The 19,378-nt window shown below is 59.6% G+C and carries 16 protein-coding genes and 2 pseudogenes; 11 read left to right on the forward strand and 7 right to left on the reverse strand.

Annotated features, from left to right (window positions below):
• The first annotated feature begins 18 nt into the window (after positions 1-18).
• The 5 genes from LKE65_RS13180 (at position 19) to LKE65_RS13200 (ending at position 6,035) form a co-directional block, all read left to right on the forward strand.
• Positions 19-975: a cation diffusion facilitator family transporter gene (locus LKE65_RS13180; RefSeq protein ID WP_086647286.1), complete on the forward strand. Its 957-nt coding sequence runs from the start codon at positions 19-21 to the stop codon at positions 973-975.
• 96 nt (positions 976-1,071) lie between these two features.
• A complete protein-coding gene (locus tag LKE65_RS13185) occupies positions 1,072-2,448 on the forward strand; it encodes a chloride channel protein (RefSeq protein ID WP_095349127.1) in 1,377 nt (458 codons plus the stop codon).
• 116 nt (positions 2,449-2,564) lie between these two features.
• Positions 2,565-3,572: a CobW family GTP-binding protein gene (locus tag LKE65_RS13190; RefSeq protein WP_086647302.1), complete on the forward strand. Its 1,008-nt coding sequence runs from the start codon at positions 2,565-2,567 to the stop codon at positions 3,570-3,572.
• Positions 3,569-4,630 carry a WD40 repeat domain-containing protein gene (locus LKE65_RS13195; protein WP_086647288.1) on the forward strand — a complete coding sequence of 354 codons (1,062 nt, stop codon included), beginning with the start codon at positions 3,569-3,571 and terminating at the stop codon, positions 4,628-4,630. Before LKE65_RS13190 ends, LKE65_RS13195 begins: the two co-directional genes overlap by 4 nt.
• Before the next feature lie 121 nt (positions 4,631-4,751).
• Positions 4,752-6,035 (forward strand): NAD(P)/FAD-dependent oxidoreductase, encoded by a 1,284-nt coding sequence (locus tag LKE65_RS13200; protein WP_086647289.1) that lies wholly within the window; start codon positions 4,752-4,754, stop codon positions 6,033-6,035.
• A 69-nt stretch (positions 6,036-6,104) separates the two neighbouring features.
• Here LKE65_RS13200 and LKE65_RS13205 read toward each other — a convergent pair whose 3' ends face one another.
• From LKE65_RS13205 to LKE65_RS13220, 4 genes and pseudogenes are all read right to left on the reverse strand, one after another.
• Positions 6,105-6,926, reverse strand: coding sequence for an alpha/beta fold hydrolase (locus LKE65_RS13205; protein WP_278741659.1), 822 nt, complete (start codon positions 6,924-6,926; stop codon positions 6,105-6,107).
• Between the two features lie 63 nt (positions 6,927-6,989).
• Positions 6,990-8,693: pseudogene (locus LKE65_RS13210) on the reverse strand (TonB-dependent receptor); the annotation flags it as partial.
• On the reverse strand, positions 8,690-9,685 hold the full coding sequence (locus tag LKE65_RS13215; protein WP_278741835.1) for an IS481 family transposase: 996 nt from the start codon (positions 9,683-9,685) through the stop codon (positions 8,690-8,692). The gene LKE65_RS13215 and the pseudogene LKE65_RS13210, both read right to left, overlap by 4 nt.
• 91 nt (positions 9,686-9,776) lie before the next feature.
• Positions 9,777-10,241, reverse strand: a pseudogene (locus LKE65_RS13220) (TonB-dependent receptor plug domain-containing protein); the annotation flags it as partial.
• 597 nt (positions 10,242-10,838) lie between these two features.
• Here LKE65_RS13220 and LKE65_RS13225 point away from each other — a divergent pair.
• From LKE65_RS13225 to LKE65_RS13245, 5 genes are all read left to right on the forward strand, one after another.
• The gene (locus tag LKE65_RS13225) at positions 10,839-12,884 is read left to right on the forward strand and encodes a M13 family metallopeptidase (RefSeq protein ID WP_278741900.1); all 2,046 of its coding nucleotides are present in this window, start codon (positions 10,839-10,841) and stop codon (positions 12,882-12,884) included.
• A 202-nt stretch (positions 12,885-13,086) separates the two neighbouring features.
• Positions 13,087-14,217 (forward strand): energy transducer TonB, encoded by a 1,131-nt coding sequence (locus LKE65_RS13230; RefSeq protein WP_278741660.1) that lies wholly within the window; start codon positions 13,087-13,089, stop codon positions 14,215-14,217.
• A gap of 158 nt (positions 14,218-14,375) precedes the next feature.
• Positions 14,376-14,807 carry an acyl-CoA thioesterase gene (locus tag LKE65_RS13235; RefSeq protein WP_086647292.1) on the forward strand — a complete coding sequence of 144 codons (432 nt, stop codon included), beginning with the start codon at positions 14,376-14,378 and terminating at the stop codon, positions 14,805-14,807.
• Between the two features lie 355 nt (positions 14,808-15,162).
• A complete protein-coding gene (locus tag LKE65_RS13240; protein WP_086647293.1) occupies positions 15,163-15,987 on the forward strand; it encodes a ferritin-like domain-containing protein in 825 nt (274 codons plus the stop codon).
• 70 nt (positions 15,988-16,057) lie between these two features.
• Positions 16,058-16,441: a VOC family protein gene (locus LKE65_RS13245; RefSeq protein WP_086647305.1), complete on the forward strand. Its 384-nt coding sequence runs from the start codon at positions 16,058-16,060 to the stop codon at positions 16,439-16,441.
• A 151-nt stretch (positions 16,442-16,592) separates the two neighbouring features.
• Here LKE65_RS13245 and LKE65_RS13250 read toward each other — a convergent pair whose 3' ends face one another.
• The 3 genes from LKE65_RS13250 to LKE65_RS13260 form a co-directional block, all read right to left on the reverse strand.
• Entirely contained in the window at positions 16,593-17,366 is a 774-nt protein-coding gene (locus LKE65_RS13250) for an SDR family NAD(P)-dependent oxidoreductase (RefSeq protein ID WP_086647294.1), read from the reverse strand.
• A gap of 139 nt (positions 17,367-17,505) precedes the next feature.
• Positions 17,506-17,964, reverse strand: coding sequence for an RrF2 family transcriptional regulator (locus tag LKE65_RS13255; protein ID WP_253527020.1), 459 nt, complete (start codon positions 17,962-17,964; stop codon positions 17,506-17,508).
• Positions 17,955-18,146 (reverse strand): hypothetical protein, encoded by a 192-nt coding sequence (locus LKE65_RS13260; protein WP_165925176.1) that lies wholly within the window; start codon positions 18,144-18,146, stop codon positions 17,955-17,957. The genes LKE65_RS13255 and LKE65_RS13260 overlap by 10 nt, the downstream gene beginning before the upstream one ends.
• Positions 18,147-18,483: 337 nt before the next feature.
• On the opposite strand from LKE65_RS13260, the gene purU reads away from it, so the two are divergent.
• Positions 18,484-19,329, forward strand: a complete 846-nt coding sequence (gene purU, locus LKE65_RS13265; RefSeq protein ID WP_086647296.1) for a formyltetrahydrofolate deformylase — start codon at positions 18,484-18,486, stop codon at positions 19,327-19,329.
• Positions 19,330-19,378 lie beyond the last annotated feature (49 nt).

A 19,378-nucleotide genomic window follows, 5' to 3' on the forward strand; every position in this document is an offset into this window, starting at 1 on the left:
CCAGCATAACAAGAGCCTATGCCCGAACTTCCGCTCCCCCAAAGTAACCGGGGCCTTGCCGTTGTCAGCCTGTTTGTCAGCCTTGTGGCGCTGGGGCTCAAATACGCTGCCTTTGCCGTAAGCGGCAGCGTTGCCCTGCATGCAGATGCCATAGAAACCATTATTAACGTGGTCGCCGCCGCTGGGGGACTGTGGGCATTAAGCGTTGCAGAGCGCCCGGCGGACCACAACCATACCTATGGCCACTACAAGGCGGAGTATCTGTCTGCCGTGGCCGAGGGAACACTGGTGGTCATTACCGCCTTTATTATTGGCCGCGAGGCCGTGGAAGGCTGGCTGCACCCCCACCCCGCACTGGCGCCATGGAACGGCCTGCTGCTGAACGCGGCGGCAACCTGCGTTAATCTGGGCTGGGGGCTGATCATGCTCCGCGCCGGGCAGGCCCGCCACTCTCCCGCCCTTATTGCCGGGGGGCAGCATGTGCTGTCCGATGTGTGGACAGGTGTGGCCCTTGTGGCCGGTGTTGCGCTGATCCCCCTGCTCGGCTGGCCGCAACTGGATGCGGTTCTGGCCGGGCTTGTGGCCCTGAACGTGCTGCGGGTGGGCTGGGAGGTCATGCGGGACTCCATAGCCGGGTTGATGGACGAAGCCCCGGATGCCCAGACACTGGGCGAGATCGGCTCGATTATTACCTCCAACGGGCATGGGGCTATTCAGGCGCATGATATCCGCACCCGCATTGTGGGGGCCATGACGTTCCTTGAGTTCCATCTGGTTGTGCCAGGCACCATGAGCGTAAAGGCCGCGCATGACATATGTGACCGTATTGAGCACGCCCTGCGCGCGCATATGGGCAGCACGCTGGTCCATATTCACATAGAGCCCGAAACCTGCGCCAAGCATGATAATACGGTCCTGAGCATACCGCCCGCAGGGGTATCCCCCGCCAATTCGGGTTCTTCAGCAGAAAAATAAACAGAAAACCGTAATAAAAGGCGGGAATGTCTTTCTTCTGGCGCATGAAATGTTAGACTGCCCCGCATCCTTTTTCTTTTATGCAAGAGATGCCTCATGCCCCCCGCGAGCGTGATACCCACCGCAGAGTCCCTGCGCCATCTGCGTGAACACGCCAAGGCTGGCACGGTAAGCTGGCGCCGCAAGCTTATGTACTGGTCGGGGGCAGTTCTGGTTGGTCTGGTAGCCGTGGCTTTTGCCGGGCTGGCAGACAAGGCAGCCCACGTGCGCACGACCCTTATGCACATCAACCCATGGCTGATGTTGCTGGTGACCCCGCTGGGGCTGGCACTTTCCACCTGGCTGACCCGCACATGGTTCCGCGGTGCGCAGGGTAGCGGCATTCCGCAGGCCATTGCCTGCATGCACCTGCATGACATGACCATTGTGGACAAGGTTCTGGCCCTGCGGATTGCACTGGCCAAAATCTGCCTGACCTGCCTTGGCCTGCTCAGTGGTGCTTCCATCGGGCGCGAAGGGCCGACCGTGCAGGTGGGGGCGTCCATCATGCATACGGTGGGCCGCCTTGCGGGGCTGACCGACGTGACCAAGCAGCGCGCCCTGATCAAGGCTGGTGGGGCTGCCGGGGTCGCGGCGGCCTTTAACACCCCACTTGCTGGCATTGTGTTTGGCATAGAAGAACTGGCCCACTCCTTTGAGCAGCGCACCAGCGGCACCATGCTGACCTGCGTGGTTATTTCTGGCGTGACCGCCATAGCCCTTGTGGGGAACTACACCTATTTCGGCCACACCTATTCCGCCGTGCCGGTTGGGGCGAGCTGGCTGGCTGTGGTGGTCTGCGGGATTGTGGGGGGGCTGTGCGGGGGCATGTTCTCGGCGCTTCTGGTCCGCATTTCCCGCGGGATTCCGGGCGCATTCGGGCGGTTTATCAGCCTGCGCCCTGTTCTGTTCGCCGCGTTGTGCGGGCTGGCGCTGGCCATAATCGGCCTGCTTTGCGGCGGCATGACCTATGGCACGGGCTATATGCAGGCGCGTGACATTATTATGGGCTCCGACCAGTACCCGGCCTCGTTCTTTTTGTTCAAGCTGCTGGCCACCCTTATTTCCTACTGTTCGGGTATTCCCGGTGGGCTGTTCGCGCCTTCGCTCTCTGTCGGGGCCGGCATGGGGGGGTGGATTGCGCATTTTCTGCCGCACACCACACCCGGTGCTGTGGTGCTGCTGGGCACGGTGGCCTATTTTGCCGCGGTCACCCAATCCCCCCTGACCGCAACCGTTATTGTGATGGAAATGTGCGATAACCAGCAGATCACGCTAGCGCTTATGGCCAGTGCCTTTTTGGCCTTCGGGGTTTCACGCGCATTGTGCAGCCATGCCCTTTATGGCGCGCTGGCCGTACGGTTCCTGCGTTCTGCCGCTCCCAAACAAAAACCCCAGCCCCTTGTTACCGCCACGGACACACACAGAAACTAGGCTTTTTACACGCCACGGAAGTTCCGGTTATGGCGCGGCGGGGCCGTGCCTCTCTGGTTTCTCATAATCTGGCGTCCTATATGAAAAGCACGATTGTTGAATTGGAGGCTTACCCTATGTCTGACGCATCCCTCGCGCCGGAAAATGCTGCCACAAGCACGCCCGATACCCGTGTGCCCGTTACGGTGCTGACCGGCTTTCTGGGCGCGGGCAAAACCACCTTGCTCAACCATATCCTGACCGCCGAACACGGGCGCAAATATGCCGTGGTCATTAACGAATTTGGCGAACTGGGCGTGGACAACGATCTGGTTGTGGATGCGGATGAAGAAGTGTTCGAAATGAACAACGGCTGCATCTGCTGCACCGTACGGGGCGATCTGATCCGTATTCTGAACGGGTTGATGAAGCGCCGCGGCAAGTTTGACGGCATTATTGTGGAAACCACCGGCCTTGCCGCCCCCGCCCCCGTGGCCCAGACCTTTTTTGCCGATGAAGACGTGCGCGAAAAAGCAAAACTGGACGCCGTGGTAACAGTTGTGGATGCCTTTAACTTCCTGAGCACACTGGCCGAAAGCCCCGAAGCACGCGAACAGGTGGCTTTTGCCGATGTGATTATCCTCAACAAGACCGATCTGGTGGATGCAGGCCAGATTGCCCAGATTGAGGCCGCCATTCGCAAGATTAATGCCTCGGCCCCCATCCACCACGCCAAAAAAGGCAATGTGCGCCTGACCGATGTGCTGGACCGTGGCGGGTTTGATCTGGCCCGTGTGCTGGAAAACACCCCTGATTTTCTTGAACATCCCGAACACCACCATGAGGAAGACATTTCCAGCGTGTCCCTTCAGGTCAAGCAGCCGCTGGATGCGGGGCGTTTTCAGGCATGGATCAGCGCCCTGTTGCAGGAAAAAGGAGCAGACATGCTGCGCACCAAGGGGATTCTGGACTTTGCAGGCCAGCCCGAGCGCTTTGCATTTCAGGCCGTGCACATGATGGCCGATGGCAACGCCATTGGCCCATGGAAGGATGGCGAAACCCGGGAGAGCCGTCTGGTCTTTATTGGCCGCAACCTGAACAGGCCACAGCTCCGCCGTGGGCTTGAAAGCTGCATTGCAGCATGAGCGCGACCCAGGAAACCCTTCTGCGCGGGCTGATTGAAAAGCGCGGTGCCTTCAAACAGGTCGAGGGAGAAATTACGGGCTGCGTTGCCTCGCGCGATTCCAGCCGGTTCGCCTTTACCACGGGTGAGGGGGATGTGGTGGTCGCCCACCGGCATGACCTGACCGCCCCCAATGCGTGGGCAACCTACGCGGTGCATGACGGGCCAGTGCTGGCCCTCTCCCCCGATACGCTGGCAGACAGTTTTTTAACCGGCGGGGATGATGGCCGCCTGTGCCGCCTTGACCCTGCGGGCGAAATTGAAGAACTGGCCAAAACCCGCCGCTGGGTGGAGCACATTACCACATTTGTCAGCGACAAGACCGCCCTGATCGCTGCGGCATCGGGCAAGAATGTGGAACTGCGCGATGCCACAGGCCGCACAATTATCCGCACGTTTGAACACCCCACCACCGTTGGTGGCATTGCGTTTGACCCCAAGGGCAAGCGCCTTGCTGCATCGCACTATAATGGTGTGTCGCTGTGGTTCACCCAGTCCAAGGATGGCAGTGCCCGGCTGCTGGAATGGAAAGGCAGCCATCTGGGTATTGCCATGCACCCGAATGGGGATGCGGTTGTAACCGCCATGCAGGAAAACGACCTGCACGGCTGGCGGCTGGCAGATGGGCATAACATCCGCATGAGTGGCTACCCGACCAAGGTGCGCTCCATGTCTTTTTCCAGCAATGGCAAATGGCTGGCCACCAGTGGTGCGGACATTGTGGTGATGTGGCCGTTCTTTGGTGGCGGCCCCATGGGCAAGCCCCCGGCAGAACTCCCCGGCGCAGGGGGCGCTTTGTGCACCCGCGTTGCCTTCCATCCCTCGCAGGAAGTTGTGGCTGCCGGCTTTGCCAATGGCACGGTTGTGATGATGGAGCCCACGACCCAGCGCGTACTTCCTGTATCATTGGGGCAGGCTGGCGCGGTTACCGCACTGGCTTATAGCCCGGATGGCTGCACACTGGGCTTTGGCACCGAAGATGGGGTGATCGGGCTGCTGGACCTGTCCAGCGCAGCCTGAACCGCGCAAAACTGCGCCCACCCAGCCACTGCCGGCCCACCGCGCAGTGGCACAAAAGACGACATACCGCAAAACAGCCTCCCTCTCAGGCCAAAAGGGGGAGACAAAGGACAGGAATGATATGACGAACAGGTTCCGGCTCGTGATTATTGGTGGAGGCGTTGCCGGTCTGGCCCTGGCGACCCGCCTGGGCAACACGCTCGGCCGCTCCGGCAGGCTGGAAATCACGCTGGTGGACAAAGGCTTCAGCCATGTGTGGAAACCCATGCTCCACTGCTTTGCCGCTGGAACCGCCCGGAACGAAAACGACCGGATTACGTTTGTCTCTCACGCCGCAGCCCACGGCTTCCGCTTCTGTTATGGCGAAATTGCGCATCTGGACCGGGCCAACAGGCGCATTACCCTTGCCCCGCTGATGGAAGAAAACAACCAGCTGCTGCTTGAAGAGCGGCATCTGGATTACGACGCCGTGGTGTTTGCCATTGGTAGCCGGGCCAATGATTTTGGCACCCCCGGTGTGGTGGAACACTGCATGTTCCTCGACAACGTGGTTGAGGCCAATAATTTTAACGAACGCTTCCGCCATGCCATTATTCAGGCCTATGGCCGTGGCACACCGGTCGATATTGCCATTGTTGGCGGTGGGGCAACCGGCGTGCAGCTGGCGGCGGAGCTGCACAAGGCGCTCGACATTGGCGCATTGTACAACTTTACCCCGGTCACGCCGGAAATGCGCGTAACCCTGCTGGAAGCCGGGCCGCGCATTCTGCCTGCCTTCCCGCAGAATGTCTCGGACGCGGCCCAGAAGCAGCTTGAGGCTTTGAATATTACCGTACGCACCAACACCATGGTCAGCGGTGCAGACGAAAGCGGGTTTATTCTTAAGGATGGCAGCCGCGTTAACGCGCAGTTCCGCGTCTGGGCCGCAGGCGTTAAAGCGCCGGATGTTACGCGGGATATGGACGGGCTGGATTACCAGCGTGGCGGACAACTTACCGTGCAGGCCAACCTGCAAAGCACAGTGGACGAGCATGTGTTTGCCTTGGGTGACTGCTCCTTTATCAAGGATGCGCCAGTGGCCCCCACCGCACAGGTAGCCCGCCAGCAGGCCCACCATCTGGCCCGCCACCTACCGGGCTACATCTTTAACAAAAAGCCTGTGCCGGACTTCCACTTCCGTAACCGGGGGGCCATTGTTGCCCTTGGGGATTATAATGGCTGGGGCGCCTTTGCCGATGGTAAAACCTTTGGCGGCGGTTTTTTAAACGGCCTGAGCGCACGCCTTGGGCATATGGCCCTTTACCGGCAGCATCAGTTTGAACTGTATGGCCCCTTCCGTGGTGCCATTGCCTGCTTTACGGACTGGCTGGACGGTTTTGTACGCCCCTCCGTACGTATGGATTAAACACACCCCCTTCCCCCATTTTTTAGCGGGGAAGGGTTACACCTTACAGTTAAAAGCCCCCTGATACGATCAGGGGTTTTCGCACGCATATAAAAAATCCCTTGCCAGCGCATTAACCGTCGCCGCCTGCTCTATATGGGGCAGGTGGCCGGTGCGGGCCAGAAAATGGCAGTTATCCTGTGCAGGAATCCCCTGTGCCTGCGTGGCAGGCAATACCTGATCTGCCTCCCCCCAGATAATCTGCACGGGGCATGGCGGATTATGCAGCAGCGGGCGCAGGTTATTGGCCTGCTCACCATGGGGGAAGCAGGTTTGCGCAATGGCGCGCAGTGCATCCCGTGCCCCCGGCACGGCGCGGGCTTCCACCAAAAACTCCGCGACCTTGCGCCCGATCAGTTTGGGATCATACACAGCCATGGCCATGGCCTGCGCCATATCCGCCGCAGTGCTGGCCTCCACAAAGCGGGTCATGAACGCCATGTTGACCGTGCGCCCCAACCCTGCCGGGGCCAGAAGGGACAGGCTGGCAACCCGCGCGGGAACACTCTCCAGCAAGGACAGGGCAATACCACCACCCAGCGAATGCCCCAGAACATGGGCTTTGCTTACCCCCAACCCGTCCAGCGTCAGGGCTGTAACCTGCGCCAGACGCGCCAGTGTGGGGGCTTGAACCAGAGCACTGGACTGGCCATGCCCGGGCAGGTCAAACGCAATAACCCGCCGGTGGGCCGCCTGCACCTGCTGGGTGAGCTGCCAGTTGGTTGCACTGCCACCAAAGCCATGCACCAGCAGCAGCGGCAGACCCGGCCCCTCCCCCATCTGGCGGACATGCACGGTCTGCTCACCCAGCCGGAGCAGGAAGGATTGTGTCTGAACAGCCTGTTTTGTCATGCCGCCATCATGCCCTGTTTGCCCCTAGGGGGCCAGATTGCAGGGCATGGCTTTTTTCAGCCGTTAAAAATGGCAGGCAATGCGGCCACCAATAAAACGCGGCTCGCCGGGAATATAAAAATAGGTTGTGGTGGCCATGCCCCCGCTCTCCGCATAGCGGCGGTCCAGAATATTGCGGGCATAAACCGTTATGTCCCACAACTGGGAGGGAGAATGCAGGGTTGCATGGGCTCCCAGCAAAAAATACGGCGGCAGGCGGTAAAAGCCGGTTCCCCCCACCGTAATGGCCTGGCTGCCCCTGTATTGCCAGTCTGGCCCAAAATCCAGCCTGTAGTTCCGGGGCAGGGGCTGCCGCCATGTGGCATCCCCGTTCAGGGTCAGTTTTGGGGAGCCGTTATCCACGCCGCTAAAATTACGTTCAATGGCCTTCCACTGCTGCGGGTGGCTTGCGTGGTACGCATTGGTAGCGGCCCGGTCCACATTTGGAAAATCCTGAAAATCTCCGCGCTGCCAGCCAAGGTTCTGCATTAAAAACAGATGGCCAAACGGGTGGGCTTCCAGCGTTGCCTCAAACCCCCAGCTTTCGGATTTAGGGGCATTGGTAATCTCACTCAACGGGCCAAAATTGGGGATCAGCACGGTGCCTATGACCTGCTGATTATGAAAGTCGTTGTAAAACGCAGCACCATTCAGGCGCAGACGCCCCGGTATGGGGTCCGATTTAAGGCCGAGTTCGTAGGTGAGAACCGTTTCCGGCTTAAACGGGTCCAACTGGGCCTGCACCTGCGTATTGTTGGCGCTAAACCCGCCGGGTTTAAAGCCCTTGCTCATTTTGTAATACAGCAAAGCCTGCGGTACAAACTGCCACGAAACCCCAACCTGCCCGGCAAACTGGTTGGCGGCGGTGTTCTCGGGGTCGAAACTCCGGGTTGCCCCGCCGAATATCTGGGACTTCAGGCTGGTAATGCCCCGGTCATCCAGCTCATGCAAAAGCCCGGCCCAGATGGTCACATTATGCGGCAGGCGGTAACTGACATTCCCGAACTCGGAAACACTCTCCTGATTCATGCCAAAGGTTGTGGCCATCATGTATTTGCGGGCAGAGTAATCCGTATAGTCAAAGAAAAACCGCTGGTTCATGCGGCTGCGCTGGTAATATGCCCCCACAACCCAGCTCAGGCGGCCATGCAGGGCAACTCCGTTCAGCCGGGCTTCCTGCGTGAACACGTTGGCATCTATGGTGCGGTACGTATCTGCCTGAGAAAGCGCCGTGCCATCCTGATCCGTGTATTCGCCCTGCCGTTCGGTTTCAAACGCGCTGATGGCCGTAAAGGTAGCGGGACCAAAATCATGGATCAGCCGCAGGTCTGCCCCCCAGTACTGGTTATGCTCGCTGGGTTTAAGCCCCGCGCCGCGCCCAACAAGGCTTGCAAACTCTGGCCGCATGGACCACTCCGCCCGCCGCCCCAGCCCAAAACCCGGCAAAGGCTGTGACCCGATAAGCCTGTGCACGGGAACCGCCGTAACCACCTGGCTGTTATCCTGCACAAAGTGGCCCCCGAGCTGGATGGTCGTGCGCTCATTGGGCTGCCAGCGCAGTTTGCCACGCAAGGCCCACAGGTCCGCATCCCCCAGATGTGCGCCGTTGGTCGGGTTGTACTGCCACCCCCCGCCCTGGCGCGTCTGCCCTGCCAGCCGAAAACTCCAGCCCTTGGCCAGCGGGCCGGACACATAAGCCTCGCTCCGGCTCCGTGCGTAGGAGGCTATGTGTCAGGTTGTGAGACGTCATTGGCGTAATCAAGGATTTCGTCGACCTGTTTCATGATGTCACGACCAGCCGGTTTGATATAGTCTTGATTACGTGACGCGGGATGTTTTTCAAGCCATGAGATGATGCATTGGGCGGGAGCGATGCCGCCCAGAACACGCTGCGGGCGATGATTGTAGGCGAAACAGAAGCCTCTGAGCAGAATTTCCAGATCTTCATGGTTTGAGACACAGACCTGCAGTACTTCTGTAGCGACACGGCCATTGAAGCGTTCCACCATTCCATTGGTCTGAGGGGAGTAAGCCTTGGTCCGGCGTCGGTCGATTCCCATGTCATGACAGGCTTTTTCGAAGGCGTCCGCTGTAAAGCAGGAGCCACGATCGGTCAGGATATGGGTGATCCGGAAAGGAAAGGCCGATTTGACGGCATTGAGGAAATCAACGGAATTATCCGCATTTTCCGCGTCATAAACAGCCAGGTGCACTGAACGGGAACAGCGATCGATGGCGACATACAGAAAACGTTTCCGCCTGTCCCCATCTGCTGTCTGTAATTTTGGCAGATGTTTCACATCGATATGGACATAACCGGGATCGTAATCGCGGAACTTTCCCTGTCCCCGAACTGGTCCGGCCTTTAGAACAGGAGGCAGCCTGTTCAATCCGGCGTCTTTCAGTATCCGCCAGATATTGTCCCGGTTCAGATGCGGCAGGAAATGCCGTAAGACAAAGGTCAGATCATCCAGACCAAAACCGGTAGAACGCCGAATCTGACAGACAATGGCGCGCTCCTCCTCCGAGGCTTTCCAGGCCAGCCTCCAGGGACGGCTGCTGCGGTCCTGACAGGCGTCCGAACCACGCCTGCGCCACTTGCGGACTGTTTCATCGCTGATCCCGTAGCGTCTGGCGAGCACGGATGTCGGTTCTGACGAACGAGCTATCTCAGCCCGGACAGCCGGTGTCGTGCGTGCCTGTGGGTGGATCTGAAGCATCATTCGGTCTCCCTGCAAACGGAAGAAAACAACGAAGCATAACGCGGTATCGCCCACGCTACATCATCCCAATGACGTCTCACAACCTGACAGCTATGTCCTCCATCCCGCCATAATGCCATGTGGTGGTGGGGTCGTTGGTGCGCAGGCGCACCTCCCCCCCTGTGGTGGACTGGCCATGTTTTGTACCCACCGGCCCCGGGTCCACGGCCGCATCGGCCATATCAAACAGCAGCCCGTTGCTCATGGCGGGGTACGCGTAGGCCACATCATCCATATACGTCAGAACGGGGGGCATGTTGTTCTGCGTAAAATCATTAAACCCGGCACCGCGCAGGTAAAAATTGGTCGAGGCCGTGCCGTTGATGCTCTGCATGGTCAGGTTCGGGGCCACACGCTCCAGCCCGCGCAGGGTGGTGACATCCCTGTTACGCAGCATTTCCGCGCTCAGATGCGTTGTGGCATCCGGCTCATGCTGGGCTGCGGGAAAAGCAAAATCGGACCGGTGCGCCCCCACATCCACATGGGTTACGCCACGGGCGGCCACGTGGGCGGGTTTTGCCTGCCCTGCCTTACCGGGCATAGCGGGGGTGGCAGGCAATGCAGCCGGTTTGCCCACTGGGCCGGGAGTATTCTGCGCCTGCGCCGAAGGGGCTGCAAACAGGCCGAGCGGGATCAGGCTGACACAGCACAGCATACGCTGCCAATACGCGCGGCTGTGCCTGCTGGTGTGTATGGCCAGAGGAAGGCCATATGCTTGCTGCCCGAAAATAACCCGCTCCTTCCCCACCCATGCGCCGCCACGTTGCCGCGCAAGCCATGCTCCCCCGGCAAAGCTGGCCTCTCTCATGACGGAAACAGCCCCCCCTGTGCAAGGCTGTTGGCCCAAATCCATCTTATTTTTAACCGTTCGGCTGCACATTCATGCAAATCCCGATCAAAAAGACCTGCGCCGGTGTGTAAGGTTTTTTTTAAGAAAACCTCCGCATGCAAGAGGGTAGGCAGGCTGGAACAAGCTGGCTAAGGTAGGTGTCCATCTTGTGTTTTGCATAAAAAACACGGCCAGCAATCCGTAGTGTCAGCAACTATAAAAAAGAACCGGAGTTCCCCTGTGCCAGACCTGTCCTTGCGTGCCATTTTTCGCCATACCCTTATGCTTTCCGCCATTATGGGGGCGGGCAGTCTGGCCGGGCAGGCCCATGCTGCACCACAGGACACACCACAGAGCACACAGACCAGTTTTGGGGCCTGGGGGGTGGACCTTGCCGGGCGGGATCTGGCGATTGTTCCGGGGAACAACTTTTTCCGCTACGCTAACGGCACGTATCTGGACCACCTTAAAATCCCTGCGGACATGACCAGCTACGGCCCGTTCAATGCGCTGGCCGAGCTCTCCCGCACACGGGTCCAGAGCATTCTGGATGATCTGTCCGCCCACCCGCAGGCCGCCCCCCGCAGCACGGAAGAAAAACTGGGCACTTTCTACGCCTCTTACATGGATGTGGCGGAAGTGGAACGTCTGGGCACACAGCCACTGGCACAGGATATGGATGCCATCCGCGCCATAAAGGACATGGCAGGGTTTGCTGCCCTGAGTGGTACGGCTGTGGGGTCGTTCCAGTTTGGTCCCTTCTCGCTGGGGATCAACCCTGACGCCAAGGACCCCACGCGCTACGCGCTCACCCTTGACCAGGCCGGGCTGGGCCTGCCGGACAGGGACTATTACCTCAAGCCCGTATTTGCTGCCAAAAAAGCCGCTTACCAGAGCTATATCGAAAAAGCGCTCACGCTTGCAGGCTGGCCCGAACCCGGCAAGGCCGCAGCCGCCATTGTGATTTTTGAGAGCAAGCTGGCCGAAGCACACTGGCCCCGCGCGGACCTGCGTGACCCACAGAAAACCTACAACCCCATGACCCTAGCCGAACTGGGGACCAAGGCACCGGGGTTTGACTGGGCCGCATGGCTCAGCGCCTCCGGCCTGCCCGCACAGGACATGGACAAGCGGAGCCTGATTGTTGGAGAACCTTCCGCCATTACAGGCGAGGCCCGTGTGCTGGCCGCAACGGACATGGACACCCTGCGGGCGTGGCTTGCCTTCCATCTGGTAGAAAACGCCACAGCCTACCTGCCAGACAGCTTTGAGCAGGCCCGGTTTGTCTTTACCAAAGCCCTGACCGGCCAGCCAACCCTGACCGCCCGGTGGAAGCGGGGCGTACAGGCCACCAGCGCCGCCATGGGCATGGCGCTGGGCAAGGTTTACGTGCAGCGCTACTTCCCCCCCGAAAACCGCGTGGCCATGCAGAAACTGACCACCGACCTGAAAAACGCCTTCAGGGTCCGGTTGCAGAACAATAGCTGGATGAGTCCAGCCACCAAGGAGGCCGCTCTCCGCAAGCTGGAAAACTTTGAAATTCAGGTCGGCTACCCCAACCGCTGGCGCGACTACACGGGCCTTGCCGTTAAAAAAGGCGATGTGTACGGCAATGCGCGCAACGGTGTGGCCTTTGAATGGCGCTACTGGCTGGACCGTCTGGACAAACCGGTGGACCGCAACGAATGGGACATGACCCCACAAACGGTTAACGCCTACAACAACCCGCTGTTTGATCAGGTGGTTTTCCCCGCCGCCATTCTTCAACCGCCGTTCTTCAATATCAAGGCGGACCCGGCCGTAAACTACGGCGCCATTGGCGGCGTGATCGGCCATGAAATGACCCACTCATTCGATGATGAGGGCCGTCAGTTTGATGAACACGGCCGCCTGCGCGACTGGTGGACAAAAGACGATGCCGAACGCTTCCAGAAACTGGCTGACCGTCTGGGTGCGCAATATGACGCATTTGAGGTGCTGCCGGGTGTGCATGTAAACGGCAAACTGACCATGGGCGAAAACATTGCCGATCTGGGCGGGCTGACCCTGGCACTGGATGCCTACCACGCATCGCTCAATGGCAAACCCGCCCCGGTAGTGGACGGGCTGAGCGGTGAGCAGCGCGTATTTCTGGGCTGGGCGCAGGTCTGGCGCGAAAAACTGCGGGAGGAAACCATCCGCAGGCTTGTTGTCACGGACCCGCACTCCCCACCCGAAGCGCGCGTAAACCTGCCCATGCACAATATTGACGCATGGTACGATGCCTGGAACGTACAGCCCGGCGACAAGCTATACCTGCCAGTGCAGCAGCGCGTTAAAATCTGGTAAAATCACCTGTGGTGGCAGTGCAGGCTGCCTTGCAACACCGGACCATTCCTGTAGTGGTCCTCTACCCTGCCCGTTACCTGCCCAAGCCCCGGACCAAAGTTCTCTGTAGCACCGGGGCTTGAGCAATGGCAAAATAGCAGGCAAGTGGGCTATACCCACGCACACCATACTCATGCGGGGCAAGGGAGAACTCGGGCAGTCCATGGTCGATACGCGTCGCTCTTCCACACGCCCGAATACCGCCCTGCCCAACAGGCAGGAACCCCGCCTGCAACCTGCACGCCCTCTTTCTGCCCCCCCTCCGGCCGAAGTGGAAGGTGGTGCAGGGCAACGGCCGCGGCTATTCCCGTTCATGCCCGTGCCCAAACCACCGGGCGGCCCGGTGCGCGGCTCCTCCACCCCCCTGATCCGTAAGGACATATACGCCGACCCCACATTGGGGCCGGTGTTTACGGCCTCTGCCCTTGCGCATTTTCTGTTACTGGCCGCACTCCTTTATCAGGCAACACACCACGGCAAGACTGGCTCCCCCCAGTCCAATCAGGCTTCCCCGGTGGAAATGGTGTTTTCCCAGCCCACAACCTCCAGCGGCATGGTTGGCCCCCATTCGCCCGAAGCCGGTGGCGGCAATGCGGCCCCGCAGGCAGCCCCGCCCCCTCCGGCCGAGCAGCAGCCCGATACCCAGAAATCCCCCCCCGAAGCCAGTGAGGCAGCACCGGACGTGCCCCCCCTTGCACAGTCGGATGATGGTTTCCCCAAACCCCAGCCTACCCCCCAGAAAGCGCGGCCAACCCCGCACAAATCCACATCAAAGCCGAGCAGCCGCGCTGTACCACGCCCCCAGCCCCAGCAGCTCCCCCAAAACCTGAAATCCCTGCTCCAGCACCCGATGGATTATTCGTTTAACGAGGCACCAGCCCCGCGCCGGCCCAACCGCCGGGGCCGCCCTGGCGGGTCAAACGCTCCGCTGGACATGTCCATTGGGCCAATGGTGGAAAATGGGCAGCTGAATGCCCATTACGCCTCGCGCACAAGCGTGCATGGCGTAAGCAGCGACTATGGTCAGGAAATTGACGCATGGATCCAGCGCCATCTGTTCTACCCACCCGAAGCCGCTGAACGGGGGGAAGAGGGCAGCACGTCGGTCCATGTTATTCTCGACCGGTCGGGCCATGTGTTCAAAGTCTTTATGAGCGGGTCTTCAACCCCGGCACTGGATGCCTCCACCGTTGGCATGTTCCAAGGCGCACAACTCCCTCCGGTACCACCGGACATGAAGGATCAGTATATCAACTTCGATGTCACGGTGCATTATGTCCTCATCCGCAACTAGGCATGCTGCCTGCACCCCCCGGATTATTCGCGGCTGATGCGTGGGCATGACATGCAGATCACACAAAACTGAGGAGGCATCCTTGGTGCAATTCTGCTTATCTTACAAACTGACCTCTGCCACTCCAGACGACCCAAAGAGTTAAGGACATACTTGCGATGCCACGTTCATCCAGCTCCGATCTGCCGCCAGGTGTGCCCACAATCCGCGTTGTGGCCATGCCAACAGACACCAATCCTGCAGGGGACGTGTTTGGCGGGTGGATTGTCTCGCAGATGGATCTTGCCGCTGGCACAACCGCTGCCTTCCGGGCCAATGGGCGGTGCGTGACCGTTGCGATCAACAGCCTTGTGTTTCTTGAACCCGTTGTGGTGGGGGATGAGGTGAGCATCTACACCAAAATCATCCGCGCGGGTCGCACGTCCCTGACCATTCATGTGGAAACATGGCGCAGGGCCCGCCACACCCATATTACGTCCAAGGTGACGGAAGGGGAGTTTATTTTTGTCGCACTGGACGACAAACGCCGCCCACGCGCCTTACCCCCGTTTGAAGACACACTCCCTGCAACCAGCCACGAAAACGCCTGAACACCCCCCAGCGCCACCCCAATGCCGGAAGGGGGCTATGGCCAGCTGCGCACCGTTACCCTTGGGCGTAACGGTGCGCAGCTGGCCATATCTGCCGTGGCGTGTTTTTCCCTGTTCCAGTACACGGGCTCCCCGTGCCATAGATAGACCCTTGCGCCGCCGACCTTGCGCCAGGGCCAGACCCGGGCAAGATATGCGGCACTTTGGGTACAGATGTACTTTTTTGTCGCGCACTACTTTGCCAACGCGCCATATGGTTTAAAAAACCCGCCAGCCTCTTCTGCTACCCCCCTGTTCCAACAGGGCGGACCATGCAGGCGTGGCGGTGGATTTGGCGTAACAGGAGGTCCGGTACATGAAGCACTGGCAGATTGATCAACTGCCATGGGATCGGTTTGATCCCTCCAAGGTTGACCCGGAGCTGATCCCCGCCATTAAGGCGGCCGCTGTTGTGGAGCGCAACAGCGTGGACTACGCGCAGTACCTCAACAACGTCTTCCACAATGACCCGGATTTCTGCACGGCGGCCGACCACTGGGCGGAAGAAGAAATCCAGCATGGGGATGCGCTGGGCCGCTGGGCCATGCTGGCCGACCCGGAGTGGGACTATCAGGCGGCATTCCAGCGTTACCGCGATTTCTACAAGATTCCACTGGATGTGGACCACTCGGTACGCGGCTCCCGCACAGGGGAGCTAATCGCACGGTGTATGGTGGAAACCGGCACATCCTCTTTTTATTCCGCACTGGCCGACACCACGGAAGAACCCGTGCTTAAGGCCCTGTGCAAGCAGATTGCCGCTGATGAGTTCCGGCATTTCAAACTGTTTTATGACCATATGCACCGCTACCTGCAGCGCGAAAATATTGGTCTTTGGCAGCGTATCCGCATCGCGCTGGGCCGCGTGACGGAAACCGAGGACGACGAACTGGCCTCCGCCTACTACACAACCAACGTGCCAGCAGACCAACCTTACGACCATACACGCTGCATTGCGGCCTATATGGTGCGGGCCATGCGCAACTACCGCCCCCAGCACCTGCGCCGCGTTACCACCATGGTGTTCAAGATCATTGGTCTGCCCCCCCATAGCTGGTTGCAGACCGTGGCATTCCGCATTTCGGAAAAACTGTTCATCCGGCGGCAGCAACGGTTTGCACGCATTGCCGACATAAGCTGAACAGGGCTTGCCGTGCGTGGCGTGGCAGGTCATCCTCCCTGCGTTCCAACCGCTGGAGAACAGACAGACCATGTTCACGCACATCATGGTGGGCACTAACGATATTGCCCGCTCAAAAAAATTCTACGATGCCGTTTTTGCTGCCCTGAACATTCCTCCGTCAGAAATCAGCGCCACGGGCCGCATTACCTATGGCAAGCATGGTGCCCGGTTTATTGTTACCCCGCCGCTGGATGGCAAAGCCGCCACAGCGGCTAATGGCGGCACCATCAGCTTTCAGGCGGATACTCCGGCCATGGCAGACGCATGGCACAAGGCAGGCGTGGAAAACGGTGGTAAAACCATTGAAAACCCACCCGGCGTGCGCCAGACCCCGGTTGGCCCGCTCTACCTTGCCTACCTGCGCGACCCGGATGGCAACAAGCTGTGTATTGCCTGTAAAGTGCCCGCATAACGCGGCTTTACTGCGCCTCCCCCTGCTATACGGAACGCACTGATCCGTTATGCAGGGGGGAGCTTACTCCTGCCGCGCCAGACAGGTGCAGGGCCACAACACGGGCCTGAACTCCCTGTCTGGTGCGGCAACCCGGCACCCAGCCAGCGCTCTATGAACCCAGCATGCTGCGGTCCACTGCCAGACCGGCAGAGGCCTGACAGGTTGGCATCATTTCCACATGGTTGATGTTCACATGGGCGGGCAGGCCAAGCACCCAGGCCACGGTCTCGGCTATATCCTGCGGTAGCAGCGGGGCAGTGCCCGCATACACGGCATCGGCCTTGCCCTGATCCCCCAGCCGGACCTGACTGAACTCACTCCCCCCGCACAGGCCCGGCGCAATGGTGGTTGCCCGCACCTGCCTGCCCAGCAGATCGCTACGCAGGTTCCGCATGAACTGGTCCACAAAAGCCTTGGTTGCCCCATACACATTGGCACCGGGGTAAGGGTAAGTGCCAGCCGTGCTCCCCAAAGACACAACATGCCCGCTATTGCGCGCAACCATGCCGGGCAGCAGGGCGCGGGTGATTTCCACAAGCCCGGTTACGTTGGTTGCTATCATCGTCTCCCAATCCTGCGGATTGGTCTGCCATGCTTTTTCCAGCCCGAGCGCCAGCCCTGCATTATTCACCAGCACATCAACCGCCTGCCACTCCTGCGGCAGGCTCTGTGGCAAAGCGCGTATGGCGGAAAGGTCGGTCATATCCAGCCGTAGCGGCAGAATACGGCCGGCCTCTACCTGCCCTGCAAGGGCCTCCAGCCGTTCCTGCCTGCGGCCGGTGGCAATAACCCGGTATCCTTCGTGCACAAGGCGCAAGGCTATGGCATGCCCAAACCCGGCGGTTGCCCCGGTTACCAGTGCAATCTTGAATTTCTGCGACATTGATCTGTTTCCATTCCTGCCAGAATACCGCCAACAGCCTATGCCAGCATGCTGGTAGAACCAACACCGTAACCCGCTCTGGCGCACACACAAATGCATGACGCCTGCAAAGTGCGGCCCGGTTTACCCGGTGGCAGGGTCAGGGCTGTGGCGGAGGGCTTGCCGCCTGCAGCAGTGTGCGCCGCTCATACGGGTGGAGCAGGTCCGCCAGTGTGGCCTTGTCCAGAACCCCCATAAACGCATCCAGCGCCTGCCCCAGAACCCCGCGCAGGCTGCACCCCCCGGCAAGCAGGCAGGGAGCGCCGTCCTCCCCATTACGGGCCATGCAGCCGACCAGTGCCATATCCTCTTCCGTATGGCGCACCACGTCCCCCACACAGATTTCCTCGGCAGGGCGCCCCAGCGTTAACCCTCCGCCGCGCCCTCTTTGTGTGTGCACAAACCCGCCACGCCCCAGATGGTGAATGATCTTGACCAGATGATTTTCAGAAATGCCATAAGTCTGGGCCACCTCGCGTATGGAAACACGCCTGTCCGTGTGTACGGCCAGATAAAGCAAGGTGCGTAGTGCATAGTCGGTGTACAAAGTCAGACGCATAACAAAAAAATCTGCTCCAGCGGGTTACGGGCAGGACGGGGAACACCCCACACCAAGGCAGGCAGGACTAACCCTGAACGCCGCCTAACTGGCATGGTTTTTATAAAATGCGAACCCATGCCCCACCAGACAGCCCACAAACTGGCAAAATAAGGAACAAATGCAGAAAGACGATGAAACATATGCGCGCTCCTGCCTTCCACAAAACTATCCACAGGGTTTTCCCGCAATCCGTCCCCCTGCTTTGTGGATAAACTTACCCGCCTCTGGAGCTGAATAGTATAAAAAATGTCTGTTTACTGCGGTTTGTAGCTTTTTTAAGCTTTTATGACACCAAACCCTCTTGACCTCTTACTCCAACAACGAGTCGGAGTGTTGCAATTCATCCACAGCCTGACTTGCCCAGCACCACACGCCCAAACCATGCTCCCGCCCCCACACCCCCGATTGCACAGATACGGGAACGGCTGGCACACTACGGCGCGATTCCTTTCAGGCCCGAGGAGCAGACAGAGCCTTATGCAGTTCATTCTTACTTTTTCCTGCCCGGACAAGGCTGGCATTGTTGCAGGCGTAACCTCGGCGCTGGCACGCCAGGGGGCAGACATTACCGAGACCCACCAGTTCAGTGACCGCAGTACGGGCCAGCTGTTCATGCGGCTGGCTTTTTCCACCCCCGCCCCCAATGACATGGCGGACATAAAAACCTGTCTGGCCCCTGTGGCGGAGCAGTTCGGCATGAACATGCGCCTGCATGATGCAGCCGTGCTGCCACGCATGATTATTATGGTCTCCCGCTTTGACCACGCTTTGCTCAACCTGCTGTATCAGGTCCGTGTCGGGTGGTTGCAGGCCCGGATTGTCGCCATTGTCTCCAACCACCCTGACAGCGAGGCCACGGCCCAACAGGCGGGTATTCCCTATTACTACTGGCCGGTAACCCCGCAGAACAAGGCGGAGCAGGAAGCCAGACTGCTGGAGCTTGTGCACACCACACAGGCGGACCTGATTGTTCTTGCCCGTTATATGCAGGTGCTCTCGGACACTCTGAGCGCGCAGTTAAGCGGGCGGATCATCAACATCCACCATTCTTTCCTGCCCTCCTTCAAAGGGGCACGCCCGTACCATCAAGCTTATGCACGCGGCGTCAAACTGATCGGCGCGACCGCGCATTATGTGACCGCTGATCTGGATGAAGGCCCGATTATTGAGCAGGAAACCGCACGGGTGAGCCATAACCTCTCCCCCAACGATTATATTGCCACAGGCCGAGGAGTGGAATCGCAGGTGCTTGCGCGCGCAGTCAAACTGCATACGGAACACAGGGTGATGCTCAACGGGCATCGCACCATTATTTTTTCCTGACCCGCGGTTTGGCTGGCCCTTCCCATACACCCGCGGGTCAGGCGGGCCA

Origin of the sequence: Acetobacter fabarum (assembly GCF_022483405.1) — a bacterium.
GTDB lineage: Bacteria > Pseudomonadota > Alphaproteobacteria > Acetobacterales > Acetobacteraceae > Acetobacter > Acetobacter fabarum.